Raw genomic sequence first — 23,955 nt, forward strand, 5'->3', positions numbered from 1 at the left:
AGCCCCGCGGCCACGGGCTTCGTGAAGTTGCGCCGTCCGCTGGTGGAAAGCCCGCTGCACGAAGGGCTGGGTGGGTTGTTCCCGGGTCCGTCCGCGTTTACCGATGGAGGACGCATCCCCAGCGCCGTGGAGAAGGAGCACCCCATCGTGCGTACTCCAGAGAAGGTCGTGTTCGGCCACACCGTCGAAGGCCTGCTGGTGGCCCTGGAGGGGCATCTGGAAGGCCCGCTCCGGACGCGGTTGAAGGCCGTGGGGCTGGACCTGGACCAGAAGCTGGCGCCCGCCTATCCCCGGGACCAGTGGCACCAGATGTTGCTCCTGGGCGCGCAGGTGCTCTTCCCCCACCACTCCGTCGCGCAGGCGCACTGGCACCTGGGCCAGCGCTTCGTCACGGCCTACTTCGCCACCCGCATCGGCCGTGCGCTCCAGGGCGTGCTGAAGTTCCTGGGCCCCGCGCGCACTCTGGAGCGCACGACGCGCAACATGGCCTCCGGCAACAACTACCTGCACGTGGACGTGCAGCGCCTGGCCGCCACCGAGTACCGGCTGAAGGTGAACGAAGGCGGCATCCACCCGGAGTTCATCGGAGCCCTGTGCCACTTCGGCACGTTGACCACCGGCGTGAAGGGACTCACCACCGTGGTGGAGGGCCGCGACGGGCCCTCCGCGACGTACCGGATGCGCTGGTAGCGGCCCCCGTGCTCAGCCGTGGGAGATGACGAACTCCTGCGCTCCCACGCGCACCTGGAGCATGCGCTGGATGCCCGACCCCAGCTTCCACCGGATGGCGAGCTGATCCATCCACGCGACGAACGCGGTGACGCGGAAGTCGTCGCAGGCCAGGTCATCCAGGGACGTGAACACCTGCTGCACGGCGGAGGTCGCGTCGTTCTCCGCGATGACGGCTTCCGAGTGGATGGCCTTGTTCAGCGCGATGAGCTTGTCGAGCAGGTCCCTCCAGAACACGTACACCTTCCCGTACGGCTGGCTCCCGATGTCGCCTGCGTAGCGTGAGGACTGCACGAGCACGTCCGAGAACGTGCCCGTCCCGCCGCTCTGCTCCCAGTGCGACGCGACGAAGCCGTCCGGTCCGGCATGGTTCTTCAGGTGCCAGGCCACGCTCGCCTTCGCCCGGTCGAGCGTCCAGTCCTTCGCCCCGTCCTTGAGGTACGCGTCCCAGAGTGGCGTGTAGAGCTCTTCCCGGCGCTGGAGGCTGGTGCGCACGGGCTGGCTGGCCCGGGGCATGGCGCGCGCCAGGGCCCTGGCGAAGGCGTTGCGTTCGAAGGCGGGTTCGGAGCCCAGCTTCGCCAGCAGCCGCCGGAAGCTGGGGTTGTCCACGCGCAAGTCCAGCCGCGTTTCGGTCTTCGTGCCGGCGGGCGCCGCGCGGAAGAGGCGGTCCACCAGCGCCGCCGCGTCCTCCGGGCGGACCGCGCCCCAGACGGTGGCCCCGTCCACCGCGCGTTGGATGAGCTCCTTCGACAGGCCGTCCTCCACCTGGCTCTGGGCGAAGAAGGAGTATTCGAACTCGTCCGCGCTGGGCGTGAGGCTGAAGCGCGGCATCTGGGCGCTGAAGTCGAGCCCCCAGCGGGAGGTCTTCCCGTACAGCACGCCCGAGCTCTTGTAGCTGCGCGCCCCCAGGAACGCGTAACGGCGCGGGCCCTGCCGGTGGTCGCGGGACGCGTGCTGGACGACGGCCTTGAGCTTCCGCCGGTCCTCCTGCGAGGCGAAGTTGACGTCGCGCCAGCCCAGGCCCAGGCCCCAGACGCGCTGGGACTCCACGGACTTCATGTGGAAGTAGCGCCGCAGCCAGGCGTCATTCACCCGGTGCTGGATGGAGGCCAGGTCGCCGGAGACGAACGCGCCGTGCGCGCCCGCCAGCTCCTCCACGGGCACCTCCAGCTCCAGGAGCGTCGCGTCCTCGGTGCTCCGCGCGTACTCGTATTCGAAGCCGGCCTTGAGCGCGCCGCTCACCACGCTCTCGACGAAGTCCTTCAGCTCCTCGTACGCGGCCGTCACCGACGCGAGCGTGGGCTCCACCGGCTTGTGGAACCCGAGCTGCTTCAGCAGCGCGGCGGCGACCTGGAGGAGCGCGGGCGTGAGCGAGCCCTGCTCCAGGCCGTCGACGACCTTCAACGCGTCCTGCACCTTCGCGTCCACGGCGCCCAGGAGGGAGGCGAGCAGCGGCGACGAGTACCCCAGCGAGACTCCCGCGGACACCTGGGCCGCGGCGGAGTCCGAGGTGGCCTTGCGGACCGACACGCGGAACGGTCCGCCGTCCTTCGGCCGTGAGAAGACGATGCGGAACTCGTCCTGGAGCGACACGGTGCCGCCGATGGACGCGCCCACCTCCGCCTTCAGCTCGAACACCAGCTGCCCGGCCAACCGCTTCGCGAGCGCCGCCACCAGCGACGTGCTGATGGCGGACCAGGAGACCTTCACTCCGGCCTTCAGGGCCACGCGCGTCTGGAACGACAGGGCGTCACCGGGTTGGAGCGCCTGCACATCCCCCAGCACGAAGGGCAGGCGCAGGGACTTCGCGTCCGAACCCAGCGCGGCCTCCAGGATCTGGGTCGCGGCGTGGTGCCGGTAGTCCGCCACCTTCACCTGGAGCGATCCGCCGCCGCTCAACTCGACGAAGGGGAAGTTCCCCTGGCCATTGGCCTCCGCGTTCAGCTCCGCCGCGTACTTCAGCCAGCACGCGGCCCCGTCCGGGGAGAAGAGGGGCTCCACCGAGGAGCCGTCCAGCTCCTTCGGAGGCACGCCGATGATGCCGTACGCGTCCTTGTCGTTCCGGTCGTTGAAGAGCTCGACGGGGACCTTGAGCGCACCCGTCAGGGACACCTGGCCTCCCTGGATGGGGATGGCCTTGTTGCCGTTCAGCTCCGCGTGGCCCAGCGCCTGTTCGTGAGCGGCGTTGCCCAGCGCGAGCTTGAGCGTGTTCACCGCGGGAATGTGGATGCTCCAGCTCATGAGACTCCCCCACCTTGGATTGCCTGTGTCCCTGGGACCGCTGAGCAATCATTGACGTGGGGCCTGCCTGGCCGCTTCTGACGGCGGGGAGGTGCGACTGTCCTCGCCGTGAAATCGTCATCACCCCGGGGATGTAGGGGTTGTTCACAAGTCGGTGTTCGGTCTAACCAGGGGGCACCCAAGCCACGTCATCCCCCGAGCCGTGGCGGAGGAGCCCCTCGTGTCGAACCCGTCGGAGATCGTCTTCGGCCATACGGTCGAAGGCCTGCTGTTGGCCTTGAAGGGCCGGCTGGAAGGTCCGCTGCGCGCGAAGCTGAAGGACGCCGGGCTGGACCTGGACCGGAAGCTGGAGCCCGCGTATCCGAACGCCATCTGGCAGAAGCTCCTGCAGATTGGAGCGACGGAGCTGTTTCCGAACGTGACCATGAACGAGGCGCAGTGGCTGCTGGGTGAGCGCTTCGTCGTGGGCTACTTCGAGACGAACATGGGCCGCGCGCTGCAAACGGTGCTGAGGCTGCTGGGCCCCGCGCGCGCCCTGGAGCGCACGTCGCGCAACCTGGCCTCCGGCAGCAACTTCCTGCACGTGGAGGTGGAGCGGCTGTCGGACTCGGACTACCGCATCAAGGTGAATGAGGGAGGGACCTACCCGGAGTTCATCGGCTCCATCTGCCACCACGGGACGATGACCACCGGCGTGAAGGGCCTGACCACCGTGGTCGAGTCCCGCCAGGGCCGCGCCGCCATCTACCGCGTGCGCTGGTAGTCACGCGCCGCGTCCAGCGGGTGCCCTTGCCACCTGGGGGGCCCTGCTTGATGCTGAGGTCATGACGCAAGGGCCGCCCACGGATGACGCCTCGGATGCCCTGCGGGAGCTGGGCCGCCGGCTCTCCAGGCGGAGGAAGGAAGCCGGGCTGGAGGTGGAGGCCCTGGCCGCGCGTGCGCGGGTGTCCGCGCATCTCATCCGGACCTTCGAGCTGGGCGAGCAGGCGCTGGGGCTCAGCGCGTTGACCCGGCTGGCCTCGGCGCTGGGACTTGCGCCTACGGCCTTCTTCCACACGTCCGCGCCTGTCGAGCAGGTCCCCTTGGATCCCGCGGCGCTGCTGAAGGGAAGCGCGGTCAGTGCTTCGCTCTCCGATGTGGATCGGGACTTCCTCCTGGAAGGGCTCCGGCAGGCACGGGCCTTCAGCCTGCTTGGAGCGCTCCGGCAGGTCCCCCGGTTGGCGGAGCAGTTCCCTCCCGAGCCGCCCCCCGCGAAGAACGCCCACCAGGCGGGATATGCGTGCGCCCGGAGGGTCCGAGCCCTGCTTCCTGAGCGTCAGGGCCCGCTGCGCAATCTGGGCCGGCTGATGGAGAGCCATTTCGACGTCCTCGTCCTCCGGCATGCCTTCACGAATCCCGCCGTGCATGGCGTCAGCTGCCGCTCTGGCAATGCCCGCCTTATCGTCATCCATTCGGAGCTGACGCGTGAGCCGGTGCGCCGCTTCGTGCTGGCTCACGAGCTGGCGCATCAGCTCCTCGACCTGTCGGAGAGCGACGTCCAGACGGACGAGGGGCGCTTGGACTCGTCGCGCTTCTGGATGGAGAACCCTCCCGCGGAGAAACGGGCGAATGCGTTCGCCGCCATGCTGCTGGCACCCGAAGAAGCGGTGACGCAGAGCCTGGGGGCCGCGAAGCCGGAGGGCTATGGCCTGAAGGAAGCCCGTGAGCTGGTCATCCGGGCTCGCACGCACTTCGGCCTCAGCTTCGCCGCCATGGCCTGGCACCTCTACAACCTCCGGTACATCCGGGAGCGGGAGACCGTGGAGGCCCTCTTGATGTCCCCGGACGAGACCGTCCTGGAGGGCTTCGAGGACGAAACGCGCTTCACGGGCATCGAACGTCGTGCCCTGGATGCGCACGCCCACGAGTTGATCTCATCGAGCCGGGCTCGCGAGCTGCTCGGACGCCCTGTCGAGGACCTGCTCGCGACATGAGCCGATACGTCGTCGACACCGACGTGCTGGCGAACGTCCAGCGCGCGGGGCATGCCGTCACGCTGGGGGAGTTGGGGACCCTGCCCGTCGTCATCACCGACACGGTCTGGGATGAGTTGACCGTGGGCGCCTCGCTTGCCGGCGCTCCGGAGCGTCTGGTCCAGGAAGCGGAAGCGATGCTCAAGGCCATCGCGGGCGCGCCCACCGTGTTGGTGCCGCAGAGCCCGGAGGCCCAGACGCTGGTCCAGCTCCAGCTGCCGCCGGTGACAGAGGGGATGGGGGAGCACTCGGTGATTGCCTATGCCTGTCACCATCCCGGCGCGACGGCGATCCTGCATGACCGACGCGCCCTTCATCGGGGCATCGAGGAGCTTCGCGGACGGGTCCTCTCCCTTCATGGGTTTTTGGACGTGCTTCGTCGGGAGCACGGGCTCGCACTGAAGGCCGCACACCAGATTTCAGAGTGGTACTGCGTCCGGAACAAGCCGCAGCGCCGCCCGCTCTGGTGGTAACGCTCAGGACGGACGCGCCGCGTCCAGCAGTCCCTGCACCGCGCCCGTCACCTCGCGGTGCACCGTGAGCAGTGCCTCCCGGTCCGTCGCGTCGAATCCTGGGGTCAGGTGGGTTGTCAGTGACTCTCCAACCCATTGGGTCATCTTCACCGGGAAGGACAGGGACAGCGGCCACAGGCCCGTGGCGCCCACGCCCAGCCACAGCGGCAGCCTTCCGGGCATCCCCACGCGCTTGCCCCACGCGTAGCCGTCGTTCAGGCCCACGTAGGCGTCGTCCATGCCGTGGCCCGCGATGGGGACGATGGGCAGGCCGTAGCGCACGGCCAGGCGCAGGTAGCCCAGCCGTTCTCCCCAGTCCACGCGGTAGCGGTGCCGGAAGTCGCGGCAGCCCTCGCGTGTGCCGCCTGGCTGCACCAGCACGTGCTCGCCCTTCTTCACCGCTTCCTCCAGCAGCGGCCCGTCGCTGGTGACGAAGCCCAGCCCGTCCGCCACCTGGCGCATGCCGGGGATGCGGTCGAACGCTCCGTGCGCGATGCCATGGGGCAGGTAGCCCAGCCGGTCGTGCAGCGTCACCGTCAGCATGCACAGGTCCACCGCCAGGGGCCGGCCGTGGTAGCCCACCAGCAGCTTCGCTCCAGGGCGCAAGAGCGGCTCCAGGTTCACCACTTCGTAGCGGTGGTAGCGCTGGAGCAGGCGGAACGTCGTCAGCCACGCGGCCCGTGCCGCTGTCGCCGTGACCGTCACCCACCCACCCGGTACAGCACCGCGCCGTGCGCCACGCCCGCGCCCACGCCCACCATCAACACCCGGTCCCCCGGCTTCACCGGCCGCGTGCGCCACAGGCGATCCAACCCCGTACCCAGCGACGCGGAGCCCACGCTGCCCACCGTGTCCACCACCGTGACGCTCTTCTCCTCCGGCACCTCCAGCGCCTGGAGGATGGCCGCGAACATGCTCCCGTTCGGCTGGTGCGTGAGCACCCACTCCACGTCCGACACCGTCAGCCCCGCGCCCTGCAGCACCGTCGTCGCCGCGCGCTTCAGTTCCCCCAGCGCGACGCGGGTCATGTCCCGCGATGGCGTGAGGAAGCGCATGCCCTCGCGCTGGCCTGTCTGGTGCGGGTTCTCCAGCACGACGTCCGGCGGCAGCGTGCCGTCGTTGCCGAACGCGGCTCCCAGCACGCCTTCGCCGGGACGCGCTTCGCCCAGCACCACCGCCGCCGCAGCGTCACCCAGCACCAGGTAGGGACGCGGGTCTTCCGGCCGCGTGGTGCGTGACAGCAGCTCCACGGACACCACGCCCACCGGCCCCAGTCCCGTCGCCGCCGAGCGTGCTGCCAGGTCGAACGCGCTCAGGAAACCCATGCACGCGTTGCCCACGTCCATCGCATCGCACGTCCCGGACAGCCCCAGCGCCGCCGCCACCCGGCTGCCGTTGGCCGGCGTGGTGACGTCCCCGCCCATCGACGACACGAACAGGATTCGCCGGAGCGCCGTCGCCGGGAGTCCCGCTGCCTCCAGCGCGCCTCGCAGGGCCTGGGCTCCCAGGTCCGCCGCGCGCGTGCCCTCCGGCGCGAAGTGCCGCGTGCGGATGCCTGTCTTTCGCTCCACCTCCGCCGCATCGCGGCCGACTCGCGCGCAAACCTCCGCGGTCGTCACCGGCGGGCCCGGCAGCACGCTCGCGGTGCCGAGGATGCGGACCGGAATCACGCGGCCCTCCGGCCACCGGCCGCGTTCCGGCGCCCTCGCAGTGCCTCCCAGGCCTGCTTGAACTCCAGCAGCTTCTGCTCCAGGCCCATGTCGCGCGCGGCTTCGTCCAGCACCTCGTCCACGTGCGTGAAGCGCATGGAGCCGAGCAACGGATGCTCGCGCGTGCCCACGTCGTAGCGCAGGTCTCCTCGCGCGGACTCCAGGTCGCCGTTGCGGTGCAGGAGCAGCACGCCGCTGGCCAGCAGGTCCTTCGCTCGCGCCACCGGGTTGAGCGCGGAGAGGAACAGCCCCACCGCTCCGGGCAACAGCGGCCGCGCGGCGTGGTGATGGCCCGCGGGGAAGATGTTGCTGGAGAAGACCAGGTCCGCGCCCGCGTGGAGCAGCACGTCCACCGGCACCATGCTGGTGAAGGCCCCGTCCACGTAGCGCGCGGGCGGCTGGAGCGTGGGCGCCCAGACGCCCGGCGCCGAGCCACTCGCGCGCACCGCCAACGCCAGCGGTCCCTTCTCCAGCACCACGCAGCGGCCCGTGGTCAGGTCCGTCGTCACCGGCAGGAAGCCCATGGGCAACTCCTCCAGCGCCAGGTCCCCCAGGTCGCCGCGCACCAGCCACTCCATGGCCTGCGTCGTCACGACGGAGGACAGCGCCGCGGCGGACAGGTGCCCGTTCCGCGCGCGGTGCTGGAGCCGGCGCAGGCCGTCCAGACCTTCACGTCCGTCGCGCGCGGTGCCGCAGTAGTACGCGCCCACCAGCGAGCCCATGCTCGCGCCGCTGAGGAAGTCCACCGGCACGTCCAGCGCAGCCAGCCTCCGCAACAGGTGCGCGTGATAGAAGCCCCACACGCCGCCGCCGCTGAGCGCCAGCCCCACGCGCCGGCCGGTGATGGCGCGCGCCCACCGCGACAGCGCGTCCCGCGTCCCCGCGTCCAGGCCCAGCGCCGCCAGCGGCCGAGAGTCCCCGGGCCGCACCACCAGCCGCTCCCAGTCCAGCCGCAGCCGGCACCCGGGCGGCGGCGCGTCCTCGTCCCAGCCGTCCTCGTCCGGCAGCGAGCGCCCCCGCAGCGTCGGGCTGCCCTGCGACCGCCACGGCGACAGCAGCACGGTGAGCAGCACCGGCGCTCCCGGCGTCCTCGCTCTGTCCGTCTCTCCACCCGGCGGCACCAGCCGCACCTCGCGCGGCGTCAGCACCTCCGGCACCGGCACTTCATCCACCAGCACGCAGTCGAAGTCCTCACCTTCGGCGAGGAGCGGCGCGCCCGGAGTCACCGTGCGGCGGAACACGCGGTCGGCTCCGCGCACCGCGCCTTTCGTGCGCTTCGCCCCCGCGCGCACGAGCAGCACCCGGTCCCCGAAGTCGTGGACCATCACCTTCGCCACCAGCTCCACCAGCACGGACCGCATCGCGGGCGGCAGGTCCAGCCCCTGCTGCACTCGGAACGTCACCACGTCCGGCCGCGCCGCCGCGCTTCCTCCAGCGCTTCCAGGCCGAAGCACCGCCGCCACCGCCTCCAGCTCCACGCGAGGAAGGAAGAGGGCGTGCGACGCGGACTCCGCCGTCACCGTGACGGGCCACGTGCCGCGCGCGAGCGCCTCCACGCCCAGCGACATCCCCGAGCGCAGGTGCAGCAGCACCGTCCCTCTCGCTGTCACCCGCCACTCGCCCGAGCGCAGGAGGTAGATGCCGTCCACCGGCTCGCCCTCGCGGCAGATGCCCTCGCCCGGCTGGGGCTCCACCGGCCGGGCCCGCTCCAGCAAGCGGAGCAGGGCGGACGCACGCGCGTGGCGCAGCACGGGGGCTTGCTTCAACGTGTACAGCCACCGACGCCGCTCATCGACAGTCAGAGGAGAAGGCATGCGTCGCCCAAGGATAACCAGGACGCTCCAGCGCGGGGTAGCGCGCCGGAGTGCCTGCCCGCTCCGTGCGGGTCATCGCTACGCCGGCTGGGGTCGCGGTGGCTCCCCCTCGGGAGGGATGGACGGCGGCGGCGGGCTGCTCGGACCACGAGGTGGATTGCCGTGCTTGCGGTGTTTCAGGATCTTCGTGCGCGCGCCTTCCACCAGCGCGTAGAGCACCGGGATGAAGATGAGGTTCACGAAGGTGGAGAAGAGCATTCCGCCGAAGACGGCCGTGCCCAGCGACTTGCGCGCGGAGGCGCCCGCGCCGCTGGCCAGCATCAGCGGCACCACGCCGAAGAGGAACGCGAAGGACGTCATCAGGATGGGGCGCAGGCGCGTCTCCGCCGCGTTGATGGCGGACTCCACCACGCCCTGTCCCTGCGCGCGCAGCTGCTCGCCGAACTCCACGATGAGGATGGCGTTCTTCGACGCGAGGCCCACCAGCATCACCAGGCCCACCTGACAGAACACGTCGTTCACCAGCCCGCGCAGGTTCTGCAACAGCAGCGCGCCCATCATCGCGACGGGCACCGCGAGCATGACGACGAAGGGCAGGGCGAAGCTCTCATACTGCGCGGCCAGCACCAGGAACACGAACACGATGCCCAGCGCGAAGATGACGAGCACGGTGTTGCCCGCGCTCTTCTGCTCCAGGGACAGGCCCGTCCACTCGAAGGTGAAGCCCGGCGGCAGGGCCTGCTTCGCCACCTCCTCCATGGCGCTCAAGGCCGTGCCGGTGGAGACGCCGGGGCTGCCCTGGCCGTTGATGTTGGCGGAGCGGAAGAGGTTGTAGTGGGTGATGTTCTGCGCGCTGGTGATGGGCGTCACCTTCACCAGCGCCTCCAGCGGCACCATGGCCCCGGTGTCCGAGCGCACGTAGAGGCTGCCGATGTCCTTCGGGTTGTCGCGGAAGGGCGTCGCGGCCTGCACGAACACGCGGTAGACGCGGTTGGCGAAGGTGAAGTCGTTCACGTACTGGCTGCCCAGGTACACCTGGAGCGTGGAGAACAGCGAGGACAGGGGCACGCCCATGGCCTTGGCCTTCTCCCGGTCCACGTCGATGTCGAGCTGCGGCGAGCCCGCGGTGAACGCGGAGAACACGCCGCGCAGCCGCGGGTCCTGGCCCGCCTTGCCCACCAGGGCCTGCGTGGCCTGCGCCAGTTCCTCCAATGTGCGGCCGCCCTGCTGGTCCTCCAGCACGAACTCGAAGCCGCCCACGCTGCCCACGCCACGGATGGCGGGCGGTTGCAGGGGCAGCACGCGCGCGCCGCCCACCTGGCTCAGCGGACCGCGCAGGCGCTCAATCAGGCCCGCGACGCTGGACTCCTTCGTCTTGCGCTCGTCCCAGGGCTTCAGGTTGATGAAGAGCGAGCCGTAGTTGGCGCCCGTGCCCAGCAGCGAGAAGCCGCCCACGGTGAAGATCTGCGTCACCTCCTCCTGCTGCTTGATGATGTCCTCCACCTGGATGAGCACGTTGCGCGTGTACTCCAGCGACGTGCCCTCCGGGCCCTGCACCGCGATGATGACGTAGCCCTGGTCCTCGTCCGGGATGAAGCCCGTGGGCGTGGCCCGGTAGAGCAGGCCCGTGGCCACCAGGAACACCGCGAAGATGCCCACGACCACCCACCGCAGCTTGCCCAGCATCTTGCCCAGGAGCTTCCCGTAGCCGCGCCGGAGCGCGTCCAGGCCCTGGTCGAACTTGCGCGCCAGGAGGAACTTCTGGCCCTCGTTGGGGCGCAGGAGGCGCGCGCACAGCGCGGGGGACAGGGTGAGCGCCACGAGCGCGGAGAGGCTGATGGAGAACGCGATGGTGAGCGCGAACTGGCGGTAGATGGCGCCGGTGGTGCCGGGGAAGAAGGACACCGGGATGAACACCGCGGACAGCACCAGCGCGGTGGCCACCACCACGCCGGACACCTGCTGCATGCCCCGGTGGGTGGCCTCCTTCGCGTCCACCTTCTCGTGCTCGATGACGCGCTCCACGTTCTCGATGACGACGATGGCGTCATCCACCACCAGGCCCGTGGCCAGCGTGAGGCCGAAGAGCGTCAGCGTGTTGAGCGAGAAGCCGAACGCGTTGACGAACATGAACGTGCCCACGAGTGACACCGGCAGCGTGGTCACCGCCACCAGCACGCTGCGCCAGCCGTGCAGGAAGATGAAGATGACCAGGACGACCAGGAGGATGGCCTCGCCCAGCGCCTTGAGCACCTCCTCGATGGAGGCGCTCACCGCGGCCGTGGTGTCGAACGCCACCTGATAGGTGAGGCCCGGCGGGAAGTTGGCGGACAGCCGCTGGAGCTCCGTCTCCACGCCCTCGCGCACCGCCAGCGCGTTGGAGCCGGGCAATTGCGTGATGCCCAGGCCCACCGCGTCCTGGCCGTTGAAGCGCAACAGCTGCTGGTAGCTCTCCGCGCCCAGCTGCGCGTTGCCCACGTCGCGGATGCGCACCAGGGCGCCGTCAGCGCCGCGCTGGATGACGATGGCGCCGAACTCGTCCGCCGACGTGAGCTGGCCCTTCACCTGGAGGGACAGCTGGTACGCCTGCTCCTTGGAGGACGGGGCCTGGCCCACCTTGCCCGCGCCCACCTGGACGTTCTGTTCTTGAAGCGCGTTCACCACGTCCTGCGCGGTGAGGCCGCGGCGGGCCAGCTCCGTGGGGTCCAGCCACAGGCGCATGGCGAAGCGGCGCTCGCCGAAGATGCGCACGTCGCCCACGCCCTTCACACGCAACAGCGCGTCGCGGATGAAGACGTCCGCGTAGTTGCTGATGAACTCCGTGTCGTAGCGCTTCTCCTTGTCATAGACGCCGAAGGAGACCAGCAGCTGCGTCTGCGCCTTGCGCACGGTGACGCCCAGCGCGTTCACCTGCGCGGGCAGTTGTGGCGTGGCGGTGGCCACGCGGTTCTGCACGTCCACCGCGGCCAGATCCACGTCGCGCGACGGGTCGAACGTGGCGGTGATGGTGGACTGGCCGTCGTTGGTGCTGGTGGAGGACATGTAGCGCATGCCCTCCATGCCGTTGAGCTGGCGCTCCAGCACGGTGGTGACGGCGCTCTCCACCGTCTCCGCGGCCGCGCCGGTGTACGTGGCCGTGATCTGCACCTGCGGCAGTGCCAATTCCGGGTACTGCTCGATGGGGAGGCTGGGAATGGAGATGGCGCCCACCAGCGTGATGAGGATGGACAGCACGCTGGAGAAGACGGGGCGCTGGATGAAGAAGTCGGTGAACATGGCAGCCCCCTACTGACCCGCGTCCGAGCCGCCGCCCATGCCCTGGGCAGGGGGCAGGGGCATGCCTTCTGTCTGGCCCTGCGACCGCCGCGCGGGCTTCGGCTGGATGGGCATGCCGTCCCGCAGCTGCTGCACTCCGCTGATGATGACCTGGGTGCCCGCGTCCAGGCCCTTGAGCACCTCGTAGTCGTTGCCCTCCACCAGCCCCAGCGTCACGGGCTGGCGCTTCACCACGGTGCCGGCGTCGCCTTCCCCCACCACCATGGCGAAGGACTGGCTGCCCTGCCGCGTCACCGCGGTGGTGGGCATCTTCAGTGCGTCGCGCACGTCGTAGACGAGCTGCGCGCGCACCAGCTGTCCGGCCCTCAGGCCCACGGTGTTGTCGAAGGCGGCCTGCACCTCCACCAGCTGCGTGTTGGGATTGGGTGTGGTGGCGACGAAGAAGGCGGGGGCGCGGACGATGGGCTCGCCATCCTCGTTGAGCACCTCCAGTGGCGTCTCGCCAATCTTCACCCGCGCGGCCTGGTCCACGGGCACCTGCACGGACAGCTCCAGCGCGCGGCTCTGGTCCAGGATGGTGAGCGCCGTCTGCGGCGTCACGTAGTCGCCCAGCTTCACCGGGATGTCGCCCACGACGCCGTCGAAGGGGGCGCTCACGTTGAAGAAGCCCAGCTGCACCTGCTGATTCTGGATTTGTGCCTCCGCCGCCTGGGCCTGGGCCTCGGATTGCGCCGCCTGGGCCACGGCCTGGTCGTAGTCCTGGCGGCTGACGAGTCCTTCCCTGAGGAGCTGCGCGCTGCGCTCGCGCGTCCTGCGCGCGAACTCGCGGTTGGCGACGGCGGAGGCCTTCTGGGCCTGGGTGGCGCGCAGGGAGGCTTGCTCCTGGCGCGGATCCACGACGAGCAGCACCTGGCCCGCCTTCACCGTCTGGCCCTGGCGAACGGGAATCTTCTGGATGTAGCCAGCGACCTGCGGGACGACGGTGATGCTGCTGCGCGAGATGAGGGTGCCCACGTATTCGCGGGTGTCGCGCACCGGGCCGGGCTTCACCGCCATCACCTGGACGGGCGTGGGCTTGCCGCCGCCCTGGCTCTGGCTGCCGGCCTGGGGGCCGCCTCCGGGCGCGGCCTGGCCGGGCTCCTTGCCGCCGCTGCACCCGCCCGCCGACAGCGCGAGGACGAGTCCCCACGCGCCCCAACCGCCCCTCACCAATCGCATGCCGCCTCCGACAGGAATGCATCCACCTGGGCCTGGCGGTACTGGAAGTCGCGGATGACGAGCTCCAGTTCGGCCTGCCGCAGGGCCCCGGCCGCGTCCACCAGCTCGAGGCTCGTTCCGGTGCCCACCTCGAAGCTGCGGCGGGTGAGCCGGTCATTCTCTTCCGCGAGTTTCCGCTGGCGGTCCGCCAGGTCGCGCGTCTCCTGGGTCACCTGCACGGCGCGCTTCGCCTGGGTCACTTCGATGACGACGTTGCGCTCGCGGCCGGTGACCTCCGCGCGGGCTTGTTCCAACTGGCCGCGGGCCTGGCGCAGGCGGCCCTCGCGCGCGCCGCCGTCCCAGAAGGGCAGCACCAGGCTGGCGCCGACGTTCCAGATGGGCACCTCCGCGAAGCCCGGGTTGACGGTGAGCGCGGTGGTGCTGCTGGTGAGGTCCAGGGTGGGCGCGTACTGGCGATACACCTCGCCGATGGCGCGCTCGGCCACCACCTGGCGCGAGCGGGCGGCGGCGATGTCCGGGCGGTTCTCCAGCCCCTCCAGCGTGCGGCAGGTGGCCTTCGCGCCCTGGAGCAGCGTGGTCAGCTCCAGGCCCGGCTTGAGGCCCACGGCGGACGGGGTGCCCAGGGCCAGGCCCAGGGACTCGCGCGCCTTGCGCAGGTCCTCGTCGCCGGTGACGACGTTGCGGCGGGCGATCTGCGCGTCCTGCTCCACGCGGACGACGTCCAGGCGGGTGCCCGCGCCCAGCTCGAAGCGGCGCTGCGCCAGGGCCAGCCGCTCCAGCGAGGTGCGCAGGTTGACGCGGTTGACCTCCGCCAGGCGCTCCGTGGAGGACACGGAGACGAGCGCCTGCGCGAGGCCGCGGGTGAGCTGCCGGCGCGTCTCCGCGAGCGACAGGTTGGCGGTGCGCCGCGACTCCTTGGCGCTGCCCAGGGCGTAGAGGCTGGCCAGGTCCACCACGGGCACGTTGGCGGTGAGGAGGCCCACGCCCAGCAGATCCGTGGGCGTGAAGCCCCCGCCGCCCGTCACCGCGCCGCCCGTGCCGCCGCCGAAGGCGATGATGCCCGGGTTGAGGACATTGTATTGGGCGGTCACGTTGCCGGAGACGGAGGGCAGCAGGTTGGCGAGCGCGATGCGCCATGTGCCCGCGGCGACTTCAATCTGGCCCAGCGCGGCCTGGAAGTCGGTGGAGCGCTGGCGCAGGAGCGTGAGCGCTTCGTTCCAGGACTGGAGCTCCTGGGGCGCGGCGGGCGCGGGCGTGAGCAGTGGATCCGACACGTTCGCCTGGAAGGGCGGTGGCACTTCGGGGACGTCGTCCGGGTTCTGGGCCGACGGCGTGCGGGTTCGGTCGGGCTGCCGCGCGGGAGTCCGTGCGTTTGGCGCGGCCGGTGTCCGCGCGGGCGCGTTCGGAGCCGGGGCACTCGGCGCGGCCGGAGGCTGCTCGGGGAGATTCAGGACCGGGGCGTTCGGCGCGGGCGCGTTCGGCGCCTGGGTGTTCGGTGGCGCCACGGAAGGCGTGGGCGGCGGAGGCGCGGGCGGAGCGCGCTGCGGTGGCGCGGTGTATTGCGCGAGGATGGGACGGAAGGGTCCGGAGCCGTGCGGTGCTGGCGCCTCACCGGGGATTCCGGTGGGAACCAGCAGGGCTGCGAACACGAGCGCGTTCATAAGGGATGCTCCCCAGGTAGGGGCGATGCCAGCCCCCCGCCACGGTTCGCGCCCCCCGGCGCTCCAGTGGACAACACAGCAGGGCGAGGTTGTGCTCAGCAGTCGATGAACAGGCCTCGAGCCAGGAGCTGGAGGTCCGGGGTTGCCCTTACGGACGCAAGGGCGGGGAAGGTGGAGGGGCTCGTGGAGACATGGCGAGTCCTGACGCTGGCTGGGGCAAGTGAAGAGCCAACGTGCGTCACGAGCGCCGAGCGGGCGTCTGTCTTCAAGGGAGGGCGCGCGTTCAGCACACCACGGCCGTCATGACGGCCGGGCCCGGGTGGGCCTCGTTACTCGTAGAACTTGCCCGCGAACAGGATGCTCGCGCACCGGTGCCAGGGATTGGGCGAGCGGTCCTGGTCCTGGGTGTCCTCGCCCCAGGAAGCGCCTCGTTCGAGGAACGCCCCGATGGTGCCGTTCTCCCAGCCGAGGGGGCTCGGTGCGTGCGGAGCGGGAGGCCGACGGGCAGCCTCCTCGAAGTCCTCGCTCAGCGCCTGGACGAAGCGCAGGAAGGACGCCTCGTCCGTGACCTCTTCCAGGAGTTGGTGCAGGTCATGGGCCATGACGTTCTCCGGTTCCCGCATCCAGGCCGGGCGCCTGGATGAACGGCAGGGGCACGGAGCCATCGGGTGGCTCGAAGGACCGGCCGACCTCCGACGTGGGCACCGGGAGGCCGGGCCCTGCATCCGTGGGCACCATCGATTCATCCGGCTCGCCATCCCGAAGACGGCGGAGGATCCGGCCATCGCTCCCGACCGCGTACTGCGCGCCCGAATGCAGCGCGGGAACAGTCAGTCCACAGGCCCGGGGAGCCTCATCGATCCGGACGAAGAGGATGCCTTGCCGCTGCATGACCCTGTACCGGTGTGACTCGCGCCGGTCGACGCAGGGCGTGTTGGCATCTTGTGGGCCCAGGAAATCGGCGGCGGCTACGTCGAGCGCATGCAGGACGGTGCCGCTCAGTTCGACCGCGCCTCTCTCCGCGCTCGCTTCCACGGCAGGTTGCTCGAAGAACCGTGGGAACTCGATGGACGCGTCATTCGTCCACGCATCACGCGTGGGCGTGGGCCGCAGGCAGCCCGCCAGGAGCAACGCCGCCGGAAACGCGCGCCACGCCACACTCATGCCGTGCATCCTCACTGCGGCAACATGCCCAGCCGCTGCTTCGCGGACTTGTTCTGCGGGTCGAACCGGAGCGCTTCCTCCAGCCGCTCGCGGCCCTTCGCCGCGTTGCCCTGCACCACGTAGAGGTCCGCCAGCCGCACCAGCACGTCCGCGTTGTAGGGCTGCAGGTCCAGCGCCTGTTCGAACTCACGCGTCGCCGTGGTCACGTCCCTGCGGCGCATGGCCAGCTGCCCCAGCATCACGTGCGGCTGCACCAGGCCGCGCGTCTCCGGCTCCGTCGCCAGCGCCTGCAGCGCCGGCATTCCCCTCGCGTCTCCGAACGCCGCCAGCGTCAACGCCGCGCCCTGCCGCACCCACAACGAGCCGTCCTTGAGCAGCGACGCCAGGTCGTCCGTCGCCTCGCGCGCGTTCGCCGCGCCCAGCCCGTCGATGATGTCCGAGCGCAACGTGCTGTCCGTCGTCCCCTTCAACGCCGCTCGCAGCGCCGGCACCGCGTCGTGCTTGAACCGGCGCGCCAGGAACTTCGCCGCCGCGCCCCTCAGCGTGCCCGCCTCCGCCGTGTCCGCCAGCACCGCCTCCAGCGCCCCACGGCTCTGTGCCGCCGTCTTCTCGTCGAACGCGTCCGCCAGCCGCAGCCGCCGCGCCTGCCGCGCCTCCGCCTTCGGCCACCACTTCACCAGCGCGTCCTGCATCGCGTCCGGCGTCTTCTTCTCATGACAGGTGTTGCACGCGTTGGGGATGTCGTGGCGCGCCGTGTTCTGGGGCGCCGGCACGTCCAGCGCGTGGTCCGCGAAATGGTCCAACACGCCCGACACCACCGGCGGCATGTGACACGCCAGGCAGTCCTGCGCCGCCGCTGCCTTGTGGTGCGTGTGCTGCTCTCCCTGCGCCACCACCTCCTGATGACAGCCCTGGCACGTGGACGCGTTCACCGACGTGCGCGCCGCCACCGGCTTCTGCTTGCGCACCTCGTTGGGCGCGTTCGCGTCGTGCGGCGCCGTGTGGCACGTCAGGCACGTGGCCCCGCCCTTCAGGTGGCACTGGGACTGGATGAGCGCCTGGTACTCGAAGCTGGAGGTGCTGGGCCGCCCGTCCGCGAAGAAGTCCCCGGAGCGGTCGTTGCCCACCAGCAACACCATGGGCTGATAGCTCGCGTCGTAGCGCTGGCCGGGCAGGAAGTGGTGCTTCGCGTCCAGCATGGGGAACAGCGTGCGGCGCGGCCCGTGGCACTGCGCGCACACCGCGAAGCCCTCCTCCTTCGACAGCTTCGCCGGCTGGATGATGTCCTCCGGCGCCTGCGACTCCGCGTGCCGCCCGCCGGGCCCGTGGCAGGACTCGCACGCGACGCCCGCGTCCGCGAACTTCGTCTCCCACTGGTGGCTCGCCCGGTCATAGCGCGCGTCCAACCCCGTCACGTGGCAGTCCAGGCACGCGTGCTGCGCGCTGCGGCGGAAGTTCGTCCAGAAGAACGGGTGGTCCGGCGACAGCGCCCCCTGCTTCTTCTCCGAGTAGTCCACCCACTCGGCCTTGCCCGTGACATGGAAGTACACCGGCATCACCTGCCAGCGGCCGTCCGGCAACAGCGTGATGGGGTCCTGCATCCGCTTGCCGCCCACCACCCACTGCACCGGCCACTCGCCCAGGTTCCCGTCCGCGCCCTTGGTGCGCATCAGGTACTGGCTCCCGTCGCGGCGCATCCACGCCTCGCTGGACTCGCCCTTGAAGTGCGTGCTCGCCGTGAACGTGCCCACCACGTACGGCTTCGTCGCCGGAGACAGCGCCCGCGCGTGCCAGTCGTGCTTCCAGCCCGTGTGCTGCTCCTCGTGGCAGTCCGCGCACACCTGCGAGCCCACGAAGTGATTCGGCTTCGAGGGCGGCGCCTCCACCGTCTTCACCGGCACGGGCGCGGCCACACTGCCCGCGTCCAGCGGCGCCACGGGAGCCTGCGTCACCGGTGGGGACACGGCGGGCGTGGGTGAAGAGCGCAGGAAGAAGAACAGGCCCGCCGCGAGGACCACCACCGCGAGGGCGACAAGGACAGGGCGAGAGGAGCGCATCTGGAAGGTGCCGCCCATGCTCCTCCCAAGCGCCAGGGGGCACAAGCAGCGCTCCGCGCGAGCCCTTCTCCTCCAGTGGACAATGACCTCCCAGGGAGGGCTGCGGTCCTGGCGAGCCCTGGATTAGGGTCCTCCTCCAAGCCAAGGGAGGCCGTACCCATGCCCATGCGGTCCGTGAATGGAACCCGGTTGTACTACGAGGACACGGGTGGTTCCGGAGACGTGGTCCTCTTCAGCCACGGGCTCCTCTGGAGCACCCGGCTGTTCGACCCGCAGGTGGAGGCCCTGCGCGGCCGCTTCCGCTGCATCGCGTACGACCACCGGGGGCAGGGCCAGAGCGACGTGCCGCCCGAGTCCGCCATCGACGTGGAGACGGTGTACGCGGACGCGGTGGCGCTCATCGAGTCCCTGGGCGTGGCGCCCGTCCACTTCGTGGGCCTGTCCATGGGCGGCTTCGTGGGCATGCGGCTCGCGGTGCGCCGGCCGGACCTGCTGCGCTCGCTGGTGCTCCTGGAGACGTCCGCGGACCCCGAGCCCATCGCCAACGTGCCGCGCTACACCGCGCTCAACCTCGTCGCCCGCTACGTGGGCCTGGCCCCCGTCGCGACCGCGGTGATGCGCATCATGTTCGGCGCGTCGTTCCTCTCCGACCCGGGCCGCGCGGAGGAGCGGGCGCTGTGGCGAACGCGCCTGACGGGCAACCGCCGCGACATCTACCGCGCCGTCAACGGCGTCATCAAGCGCAAGGCCATCGCGGAGGAGCTGCCGCGCATCCGCACGCCCACGCTCGTCATCGTGGGGGAAGAGGACCGCGCGACAGTGCCCGCCAAATCGGAGCGCATCCACTCGCTCATTCCCGGCTCCCATCTGGTGCGCCTGTCGCGCGGAGGCCATTCGTCCTCCGTGGAGGAGCCGGCGCTCGTCAACGCGGAGCTCGCCCCCTTCCTCACGCGGCACGCGTCCAACCAGGCCGCGCACGCGGGCTGACGCGCCGTCAACCAGCACACCAGGAGGGTTTCCCCATGCCAGTCGCGAAATGGAACGGCGCGGTGCTCGCGAAGAGCGACACCTACGAGACGGTGGAGGGCAACATCTACTTCCCGCCCGACAGCCTGGTGCGCGAGCACTTCAAGCCCAGCGCCACGCACACCACCTGCCCCTGGAAGGGCGAGGCGAGCTACTACTCGGTGGAGGTGGACGGGAAGACGAACGCCGACGCGGCCTGGTACTACCCGGAGCCCAAGCCGGCCGCGTCCAACATCCAGGGCTACGTGGCCTTCTGGAAGGGCGTGACGGTGGAGCGCTGAATCAGAGGCCGATGAGGTACTTGCCCCAGCGAATGCTGTTGCGCATCTGGGTGACGATGAAGGCGGGCACCCACTGGATGAGGTTCGCCTCCGGCTGCACGTCGTAGCCGTTCCACAGGTCGTCGTCGATGCGGTTGGGGTCCAGCGTCGTGGGGTAGGGCGCGGGCGTGCCGCCGAAGCACTCCCCTCGCGCGAAGAAGAGGCCCCACAGCGTGGCGGCCTCCGCGTGGTCGTCCGCGATGAGGCGCGTGTCCACGCCCAGCAGCGAGCCCACCAGCTTCCAGAAGGAGTACCAGCGCTGCTCGTTGTAGTCGTAGTGCTTGTCCACCCACGCCTGCGCGACGATGTATGAGAACGTCAGCAGTGTGAACGCGACGGCGCTCTGGTTGTAGCAACGCCGCGCCGTGTAGCCGGACCGGTAATGGGCCAGCGCGGAGTTGTGCATCTGCGCCAGCAGCAGCGTCGTGGCCAGAGTGCGCGTGCTGTAGAGGCTGCCCCAGCCCATGTTCATGTTGCCGTAGAGGATGCGCAGCATGATCTGCGCGGTATCGATGACCCGGCGGGACACGATGGCCTTGAGCTTGCTGTGCGGGCGCTGCTCGAACAGCGACGACACGTCCTTGTGGTAGTACGTGGCCTTGAAGGACACGCCCGCCAACTGGTTCACGGACGTGGCCTGGAAGAAGACGTAGAAGGCCTCGTCGCGCGCCGCCTCGAAGTCGCGCAGGAACTGCGCGGAGGACCCCACGCCCGTCACCGCCTGGGTGGCCACCGAGTGCGCCGGCTCGTAGAGCACCTTCGCGATCCGCTGGTCGCTGTACGTGTTGCCCCAGAAGCCCTCGATGGCGGAGAAGGCCTTCAGCGCGGGGCGCCACGCGGTGCCGTTCACGCCGGGCGTTTCACGGACGTGCTTCTTCCAGTGCAGCCGCAGGTCCTCCATGAACTGCGGCTCCGCCGCGCTCATGATGCCGTACAGGCTGTTGGCCGCGTTGAGCGGGTCGCCCAGGATGGCGTCCAGGTTCTGACCACGGAAGATGAAGGGCATGGGCGGCGGGCTCCGGCGCTGCGTTCAGGCCGAGTGTAGAGAACTGTTGAACCTGTAACAAACCGCCCGTCATGGATAACCTGACACGTAGGGGATGTGACGGGGCGGGGTGGACGGGGCTTTCCGGGCGGACGCGAGCGGTGATGCTGGGGCTTTTCGCGGGGCGTGGCCCTGAGTGGAGGAGCGGAGCCTTGGCGACGGTGTCCCTGCAGGACGTGCGCAAGGTGTACCGGGGTGGGGTGGCGGCGGTGAAGGGCGTGACGCTGGACATCGCGGACGGCGAGTTCGTGTCGCTGGTGGGCCCGTCCGGGTGCGGCAAGTCCACGACGTTGAACCTCATCGCCGGGCTGGAGGAGCTGTCCGGCGGCGAGCTGCGCATCGACGGGCAGCGGGTGAACGACCTGTCGCCGCGCGAGCGGGACATCGCGATGGTGTTCCAGAGCTACGCGCTCTATCCGCACCTGGACGTGGCGGGGAACCTGGCGTTCCCGTTGAAGGTGGCGGGGATGGGGGCGAAGGACGTCGAAGCGCGCGTGCGCGAGGTGTCCGGCGTGCTGGGGCTGGAGGCGCTGCTGGCGCGCCGGCCGAAGGAGCTGTCGGGCGGGCAGCGGCAGCGGGTGGCGCTGGGGCGCGCGCTGGTGCGCAGGCCCAAGGTGTTCCTCTTCGACGAGCCCCTGTCCAACCTGGACGCGGCGCTGCGCACGCAGATGCGCGGCGAAATCAAGAAGCTGCACGAACAGCTGAAGGCCACGTTCATCTACGTCACGCACGACCAGGCGGAGGCGATGACGCTGTCGGACCGCGTGGTGGTGATGAGCCAGGGCGAGGTGCAGCAGGTGGCCCCACCGCGCGAGCTGTACGACGCGCCGGCGAACCTCTTCGTGGCGGGCTTCTTCGGCTCGCCGCGCATCAACCTGGTGAAGCCCCAGACGCTGGGCCTGTCCGAAGGTGACGCGGTGCTGGGCCTGAGGCCGGAGCACCTCCAGGTGGGGCAGGGGCCCACTCCGGAGGACGCGCGCGAGGGGCGCGTGTACCTGGTGGAGCCCATGGGCGCGGAGGTCTGGGTGACGGTGGAGACGGGCGGCGAGCGCCTGGTGGCGCGGGCGCCCGGGGACTTCCGCGCAGTGAGCGGAGACACGGTGTGGCTGCGCCACGACGCCCGGTACCTGCGCCGGTTCGACGGGAAGACGGGGCGCGCGGTGTGAGTCAGGCGTAGACCTGTTCGCTCTCCACGACCGGTTCCAGCCGGCGCTGGAGGGCGGCGAGCCGGTCGTAGCGCTGGCGCAGCGCCTCCTTGTGCTCGCGTTGATCCGCGTGGGCGATTTCATCCAGCAGCGTGTTCAGTGCGGAATCCACGGCGTCCTTCAGCACGCGCGATTCGTCGTTCGACAGTTCCAGCAGCATGGGGGCCTCCTTGAGGCAACGTTAGGCACCGCGCGACAGGGCTGCGCGCAGGGCAGGCACACAGGCGTGGAAGAAGGCGGCCCGAGGGCCCACCGGGCTGCCTGCCACATCGCGCACGGCGGCGGGAGCGACCCCACTCTTGGTGAGGACCCCATGAGCGCGAGGAGCGACGCGATGATTCACGCGGGAGAGGTTCGCGAGGGCATGTCGGTGCGCACCGCCGACGGACAGCAGCTGGGCCGGGTGGCGGGTGTGGGCGACACGCACTTCGAGCTGGAGCAGGGGTTGGTGCCCATTCCCCGGCGCGACTACCTGGTCGAGTACAGCGATGTGGAGGCCGTGAGCGGGGATGAAGTCCTGCTCAAGCCGGCGGACCACTCGCAGCTCACGCTGGAGGAGGACGACGACGGCGGGGCCCTGCCGCCGCGCCACAGCGAGGGCCTGGAAGCGGAGCCCGCGAACGACCCCGTGGGTCCCATGAGGCACTGATGCGGAAGGGCCCGGCGCGCCTCCGGGACTTCGGGATTTCCAACCCGGAGGGCAGGGCAAGGCCCTGGAATCACAGGGTCTCGCATGAGCCTGGGTGTCAGACCGGCGGGTTAAACGGACCCCTCGACCCGACGTCCCGGTGGGGCCATGCGACGGTTTTCGACTTCTTGCGTCACGATGCTGTGGTTGGGAGTGGTGTTCGCGTGCGGGCCCGCGCCGCGCGCCGATGCGGGCGGCGTGGAGGCGCCGGTGCCGGGCGTGTTGTCCACGCCGAGGCGGCTCTTGCCCTACATCGCGTTGGACGACGGGCGGGTGCTGGCGGCGGGAGGGCATGACGGCAACCGCACGCTGGGCAGCTGCGAAGTCTTCGACCCGGAAACGGGGCACTGGCGGTCCACGGGAGCGCTGCGCACGGCGCGGCGCAACCACGCGGCGGTGCGGCTGCTGGATGGGCGCGTGCTGGTGGTGGGCGGCTCCAACGGCGTGACGGTGGGCGCGCTGGCGAGCGCGGAGCTGTACGCGCCGGACACGGGCGTGTGGACGCAAGCGGCACCCATGAGCGAGGCGCGCAACGACCCCGCGGTGGTGGTGTTGCCGGACGGGCGCGTGCTGGTGGCGGGGGGCACGGACGTGGACCTGCGGCCGGTGCGTTCGGCGGAGCTGTTCGACCCGGTGACGGCGACGTGGAGCCCGGCGGAGGCGCCTGCGTACGCGCGGGGCGGCGCGGGGACGGCGGTGGTGCTGCGCACGGGCAAGGTGCTCTTCGCGAGCGGCCTGCAGTCGGAGCTGTATGACCCGGCGACGGGCCACTGGGAGAAGGCGGGAGCGGTGGGCGGCGCGGCGGGGACGCACCGGCTGGGGCACACGGTGACGCTGCTCCCGGACGGGCGCGTGCTGGTGGTGGGCGGCACCACGACGCAGGCGGCGAGGACGGCGGAGGTGTACGTGCCGGAGCGCAACGCCTGGGAACTGGTGGAGGCCCCGGCGGTGCCGCGCGAGCATCACGCGGCGCTGCTGACCGCGGAGGGCGCGGTGCTGGTGGTGGGCGGCGAGCACTCCTCAAGGGGCACGCTGGACTCCGCGGAGCGCTTCGACCCGGCGAAGGGCCTCTGGACGCAGGCGCCCACGCTGCATGAGCCGCGAGGCGAAGCCGGAGCGCTGTGGCTGCGCCGGGGTACGGTGCTGGTGGTGGGCGGAGTGAACGAGCTGGGCACCCTGGCCACGAGCGAGGAATACGTCCCCGCCCCCGCCGTGGCCCAGGTCACGCCGGGAGAGTAGGGCCCGGTTCCGTTCACGGGATGCGGGTGCCAGGCACCG

General features: G+C 70.6%; 21 protein-coding genes. 9 read left to right on the forward strand and 12 right to left on the reverse strand.

What is annotated here, in order from left to right:
- Window positions 1–21 precede the first annotated feature (21 nt).
- The gene (locus tag D7X99_RS06360; RefSeq protein ID WP_121776954.1) at window positions 22–690 is read left to right on the forward strand and encodes a DUF2378 family protein; all 669 of its coding nucleotides are present in this window, start codon (window positions 22–24) and stop codon (window positions 688–690) included.
- Between the two features lie 12 nt (window positions 691–702).
- Here D7X99_RS06360 and D7X99_RS06365 read toward each other — a convergent pair whose 3' ends face one another.
- Window positions 703–2,970, reverse strand: a complete 2,268-nt coding sequence (locus D7X99_RS06365) for a hypothetical protein (RefSeq protein WP_121776955.1) — start codon at window positions 2,968–2,970, stop codon at window positions 703–705.
- 220 nt (window positions 2,971–3,190) lie between these two features.
- On the opposite strand from D7X99_RS06365, the gene D7X99_RS06370 reads away from it, so the two are divergent.
- The 3 genes from D7X99_RS06370 to D7X99_RS06380 all read left to right on the forward strand — a co-directional run bounded on the left by D7X99_RS06370 (window position 3,191) and on the right by D7X99_RS06380 (window position 5,455).
- Window positions 3,191–3,733 carry a DUF2378 family protein gene (locus D7X99_RS06370; protein WP_121777035.1) on the forward strand — a complete coding sequence of 181 codons (543 nt, stop codon included), beginning with the start codon at window positions 3,191–3,193 and terminating at the stop codon, window positions 3,731–3,733.
- A 61-nt stretch (window positions 3,734–3,794) separates the two neighbouring features.
- Window positions 3,795–4,943 (forward strand): ImmA/IrrE family metallo-endopeptidase, encoded by a 1,149-nt coding sequence (locus tag D7X99_RS06375; RefSeq protein WP_121776956.1) that lies wholly within the window; start codon window positions 3,795–3,797, stop codon window positions 4,941–4,943.
- The gene (locus D7X99_RS06380) at window positions 4,940–5,455 is read left to right on the forward strand and encodes a hypothetical protein (RefSeq protein ID WP_121752928.1); all 516 of its coding nucleotides are present in this window, start codon (window positions 4,940–4,942) and stop codon (window positions 5,453–5,455) included. Before D7X99_RS06375 ends, D7X99_RS06380 begins: the two co-directional genes overlap by 4 nt.
- 3 nt (window positions 5,456–5,458) lie before the next feature.
- Here the strand turns inward: D7X99_RS06380 and D7X99_RS06385 are convergent, their stop codons facing one another.
- The 9 genes from D7X99_RS06385 to D7X99_RS06425 all read right to left on the reverse strand — a co-directional run bounded on the left by D7X99_RS06385 (window position 5,459) and on the right by D7X99_RS06425 (window position 18,411).
- Window positions 5,459–6,199 (reverse strand): lysophospholipid acyltransferase family protein, encoded by a 741-nt coding sequence (locus D7X99_RS06385; RefSeq protein WP_121752929.1) that lies wholly within the window; start codon window positions 6,197–6,199, stop codon window positions 5,459–5,461.
- Entirely contained in the window at window positions 6,196–7,164 is a 969-nt protein-coding gene (locus tag D7X99_RS06390) for a 3-oxoacyl-ACP synthase III family protein (RefSeq protein ID WP_121776957.1), read from the reverse strand. The genes D7X99_RS06385 and D7X99_RS06390 overlap by 4 nt, the downstream gene beginning before the upstream one ends.
- Window positions 7,161–9,017, reverse strand: coding sequence for a cyclic nucleotide-binding and patatin-like phospholipase domain-containing protein (locus D7X99_RS06395; RefSeq protein ID WP_121776958.1), 1,857 nt, complete (start codon window positions 9,015–9,017; stop codon window positions 7,161–7,163). Before D7X99_RS06395 ends, D7X99_RS06390 begins: the two co-directional genes overlap by 4 nt.
- A gap of 78 nt (window positions 9,018–9,095) precedes the next feature.
- Window positions 9,096–12,293 carry an efflux RND transporter permease subunit gene (locus D7X99_RS06400; RefSeq protein WP_121776959.1) on the reverse strand — a complete coding sequence of 1,066 codons (3,198 nt, stop codon included), beginning with the start codon at window positions 12,291–12,293 and terminating at the stop codon, window positions 9,096–9,098.
- Window positions 12,294–12,302: 9 nt separating this feature from the next.
- Window positions 12,303–13,511 carry an efflux RND transporter periplasmic adaptor subunit gene (locus tag D7X99_RS06405; protein ID WP_121776960.1) on the reverse strand — a complete coding sequence of 403 codons (1,209 nt, stop codon included), beginning with the start codon at window positions 13,509–13,511 and terminating at the stop codon, window positions 12,303–12,305.
- A complete protein-coding gene (locus tag D7X99_RS06410) occupies window positions 13,499–15,172 on the reverse strand; it encodes a TolC family protein (RefSeq protein ID WP_169826227.1) in 1,674 nt (557 codons plus the stop codon). The genes D7X99_RS06405 and D7X99_RS06410 overlap by 13 nt, the downstream gene beginning before the upstream one ends.
- 329 nt (window positions 15,173–15,501) lie before the next feature.
- A complete protein-coding gene (locus D7X99_RS06415) occupies window positions 15,502–15,774 on the reverse strand; it encodes a hypothetical protein (protein ID WP_121776961.1) in 273 nt (90 codons plus the stop codon).
- Window positions 15,764–16,336, reverse strand: coding sequence for a hypothetical protein (locus D7X99_RS06420; protein ID WP_147476038.1), 573 nt, complete (start codon window positions 16,334–16,336; stop codon window positions 15,764–15,766). Before D7X99_RS06420 ends, D7X99_RS06415 begins: the two co-directional genes overlap by 11 nt.
- Window positions 16,337–16,347: 11 nt before the next feature.
- A complete protein-coding gene (locus D7X99_RS06425; RefSeq protein ID WP_121776963.1) occupies window positions 16,348–18,411 on the reverse strand; it encodes a HEAT repeat domain-containing protein in 2,064 nt (687 codons plus the stop codon).
- Between the two features lie 141 nt (window positions 18,412–18,552).
- On the opposite strand from D7X99_RS06425, the gene D7X99_RS06430 reads away from it, so the two are divergent.
- Together D7X99_RS06430 and D7X99_RS06435 are read left to right on the forward strand one after the other, a co-directional pair.
- The gene (locus D7X99_RS06430) at window positions 18,553–19,380 is read left to right on the forward strand and encodes an alpha/beta fold hydrolase (protein WP_121776964.1); all 828 of its coding nucleotides are present in this window, start codon (window positions 18,553–18,555) and stop codon (window positions 19,378–19,380) included.
- Window positions 19,381–19,415: 35 nt separating this feature from the next.
- Window positions 19,416–19,700, forward strand: a complete 285-nt coding sequence (locus tag D7X99_RS06435; RefSeq protein WP_121776965.1) for a DUF427 domain-containing protein — start codon at window positions 19,416–19,418, stop codon at window positions 19,698–19,700.
- A 1-nt stretch (window position 19,701) separates the two neighbouring features.
- Here D7X99_RS06435 and D7X99_RS06440 read toward each other — a convergent pair whose 3' ends face one another.
- Window positions 19,702–20,745 (reverse strand): oxygenase MpaB family protein, encoded by a 1,044-nt coding sequence (locus D7X99_RS06440; protein ID WP_121776966.1) that lies wholly within the window; start codon window positions 20,743–20,745, stop codon window positions 19,702–19,704.
- 191 nt (window positions 20,746–20,936) lie between these two features.
- On the opposite strand from D7X99_RS06440, the gene D7X99_RS06445 reads away from it, so the two are divergent.
- Window positions 20,937–21,950: an ABC transporter ATP-binding protein gene (locus D7X99_RS06445; protein WP_121776967.1), complete on the forward strand. Its 1,014-nt coding sequence runs from the start codon at window positions 20,937–20,939 to the stop codon at window positions 21,948–21,950.
- 1 nt (window position 21,951) lies between these two features.
- On the opposite strand, the gene D7X99_RS06450 is transcribed toward D7X99_RS06445, so the two are convergent.
- A complete protein-coding gene (locus tag D7X99_RS06450) occupies window positions 21,952–22,149 on the reverse strand; it encodes a hypothetical protein (protein ID WP_121776968.1) in 198 nt (65 codons plus the stop codon).
- A gap of 153 nt (window positions 22,150–22,302) precedes the next feature.
- Between D7X99_RS06450 and D7X99_RS06455 the strand changes: the two genes are divergently transcribed.
- Together D7X99_RS06455 and D7X99_RS44230 are read left to right on the forward strand one after the other, a co-directional pair.
- Entirely contained in the window at window positions 22,303–22,638 is a 336-nt protein-coding gene (locus D7X99_RS06455; protein ID WP_233592062.1) for a DUF2171 domain-containing protein, read from the forward strand.
- 177 nt (window positions 22,639–22,815) lie between these two features.
- On the forward strand, window positions 22,816–23,916 hold the full coding sequence (locus tag D7X99_RS44230) for a kelch repeat-containing protein (protein ID WP_169825329.1): 1,101 nt from the start codon (window positions 22,816–22,818) through the stop codon (window positions 23,914–23,916).
- Window positions 23,917–23,955: the final 39 nt, after the last annotated feature.

Origin of the sequence: Corallococcus sp. AB032C (assembly GCF_003668935.1) — a bacterium.
Classification (GTDB): Bacteria; Myxococcota; Myxococcia; order Myxococcales; family Myxococcaceae; genus Corallococcus; species Corallococcus exiguus.

Bases quoted from the DNA above. Each gene is read 5' to 3' on its own strand.
- D7X99_RS06365 (WP_121776955.1), bottom strand. From the start codon at position 2,970: ATGAGCTGGAGCATCCACATTCCCGCGGTGAACACGCTCAAGCTCGCG.
- D7X99_RS06375 (WP_121776956.1), top strand. From the start codon at position 3,795: ATGACGCAAGGGCCGCCCACGGATGACGCCTCGGATGCCCTGCGGGAG.
- D7X99_RS06380 (WP_121752928.1), top strand. From the start codon at position 4,940: ATGAGCCGATACGTCGTCGACACCGACGTGCTGGCGAACGTCCAGCGC.
- D7X99_RS06395 (WP_121776958.1), bottom strand. From the start codon at position 9,017: ATGCCTTCTCCTCTGACTGTCGATGAGCGGCGTCGGTGGCTGTACACG.
- D7X99_RS06400 (WP_121776959.1), bottom strand. From the start codon at position 12,293: ATGTTCACCGACTTCTTCATCCAGCGCCCCGTCTTCTCCAGCGTGCTG.
- D7X99_RS06405 (WP_121776960.1), bottom strand. From the start codon at position 13,511: ATGCGATTGGTGAGGGGCGGTTGGGGCGCGTGGGGACTCGTCCTCGCG.
- D7X99_RS06410 (WP_169826227.1), bottom strand. From the start codon at position 15,172: ATGAACGCGCTCGTGTTCGCAGCCCTGCTGGTTCCCACCGGAATCCCC.
- D7X99_RS06415 (WP_121776961.1), bottom strand. From the start codon at position 15,774: ATGGCCCATGACCTGCACCAACTCCTGGAAGAGGTCACGGACGAGGCG.
- D7X99_RS06420 (WP_147476038.1), bottom strand. From the start codon at position 16,336: ATGAGTGTGGCGTGGCGCGCGTTTCCGGCGGCGTTGCTCCTGGCGGGC.
- D7X99_RS06425 (WP_121776963.1), bottom strand. From the start codon at position 18,411: ATGGGCGGCACCTTCCAGATGCGCTCCTCTCGCCCTGTCCTTGTCGCC.
- D7X99_RS06430 (WP_121776964.1), top strand. From the start codon at position 18,553: ATGCCCATGCGGTCCGTGAATGGAACCCGGTTGTACTACGAGGACACG.
- D7X99_RS06435 (WP_121776965.1), top strand. From the start codon at position 19,416: ATGCCAGTCGCGAAATGGAACGGCGCGGTGCTCGCGAAGAGCGACACC.
- D7X99_RS06440 (WP_121776966.1), bottom strand. From the start codon at position 20,745: ATGCCCTTCATCTTCCGTGGTCAGAACCTGGACGCCATCCTGGGCGAC.
- D7X99_RS06450 (WP_121776968.1), bottom strand. From the start codon at position 22,149: ATGCTGCTGGAACTGTCGAACGACGAATCGCGCGTGCTGAAGGACGCC.
- D7X99_RS06455 (WP_233592062.1), top strand. From the start codon at position 22,303: ATGAGCGCGAGGAGCGACGCGATGATTCACGCGGGAGAGGTTCGCGAG.
- D7X99_RS44230 (WP_169825329.1), top strand. From the start codon at position 22,816: ATGCTGTGGTTGGGAGTGGTGTTCGCGTGCGGGCCCGCGCCGCGCGCC.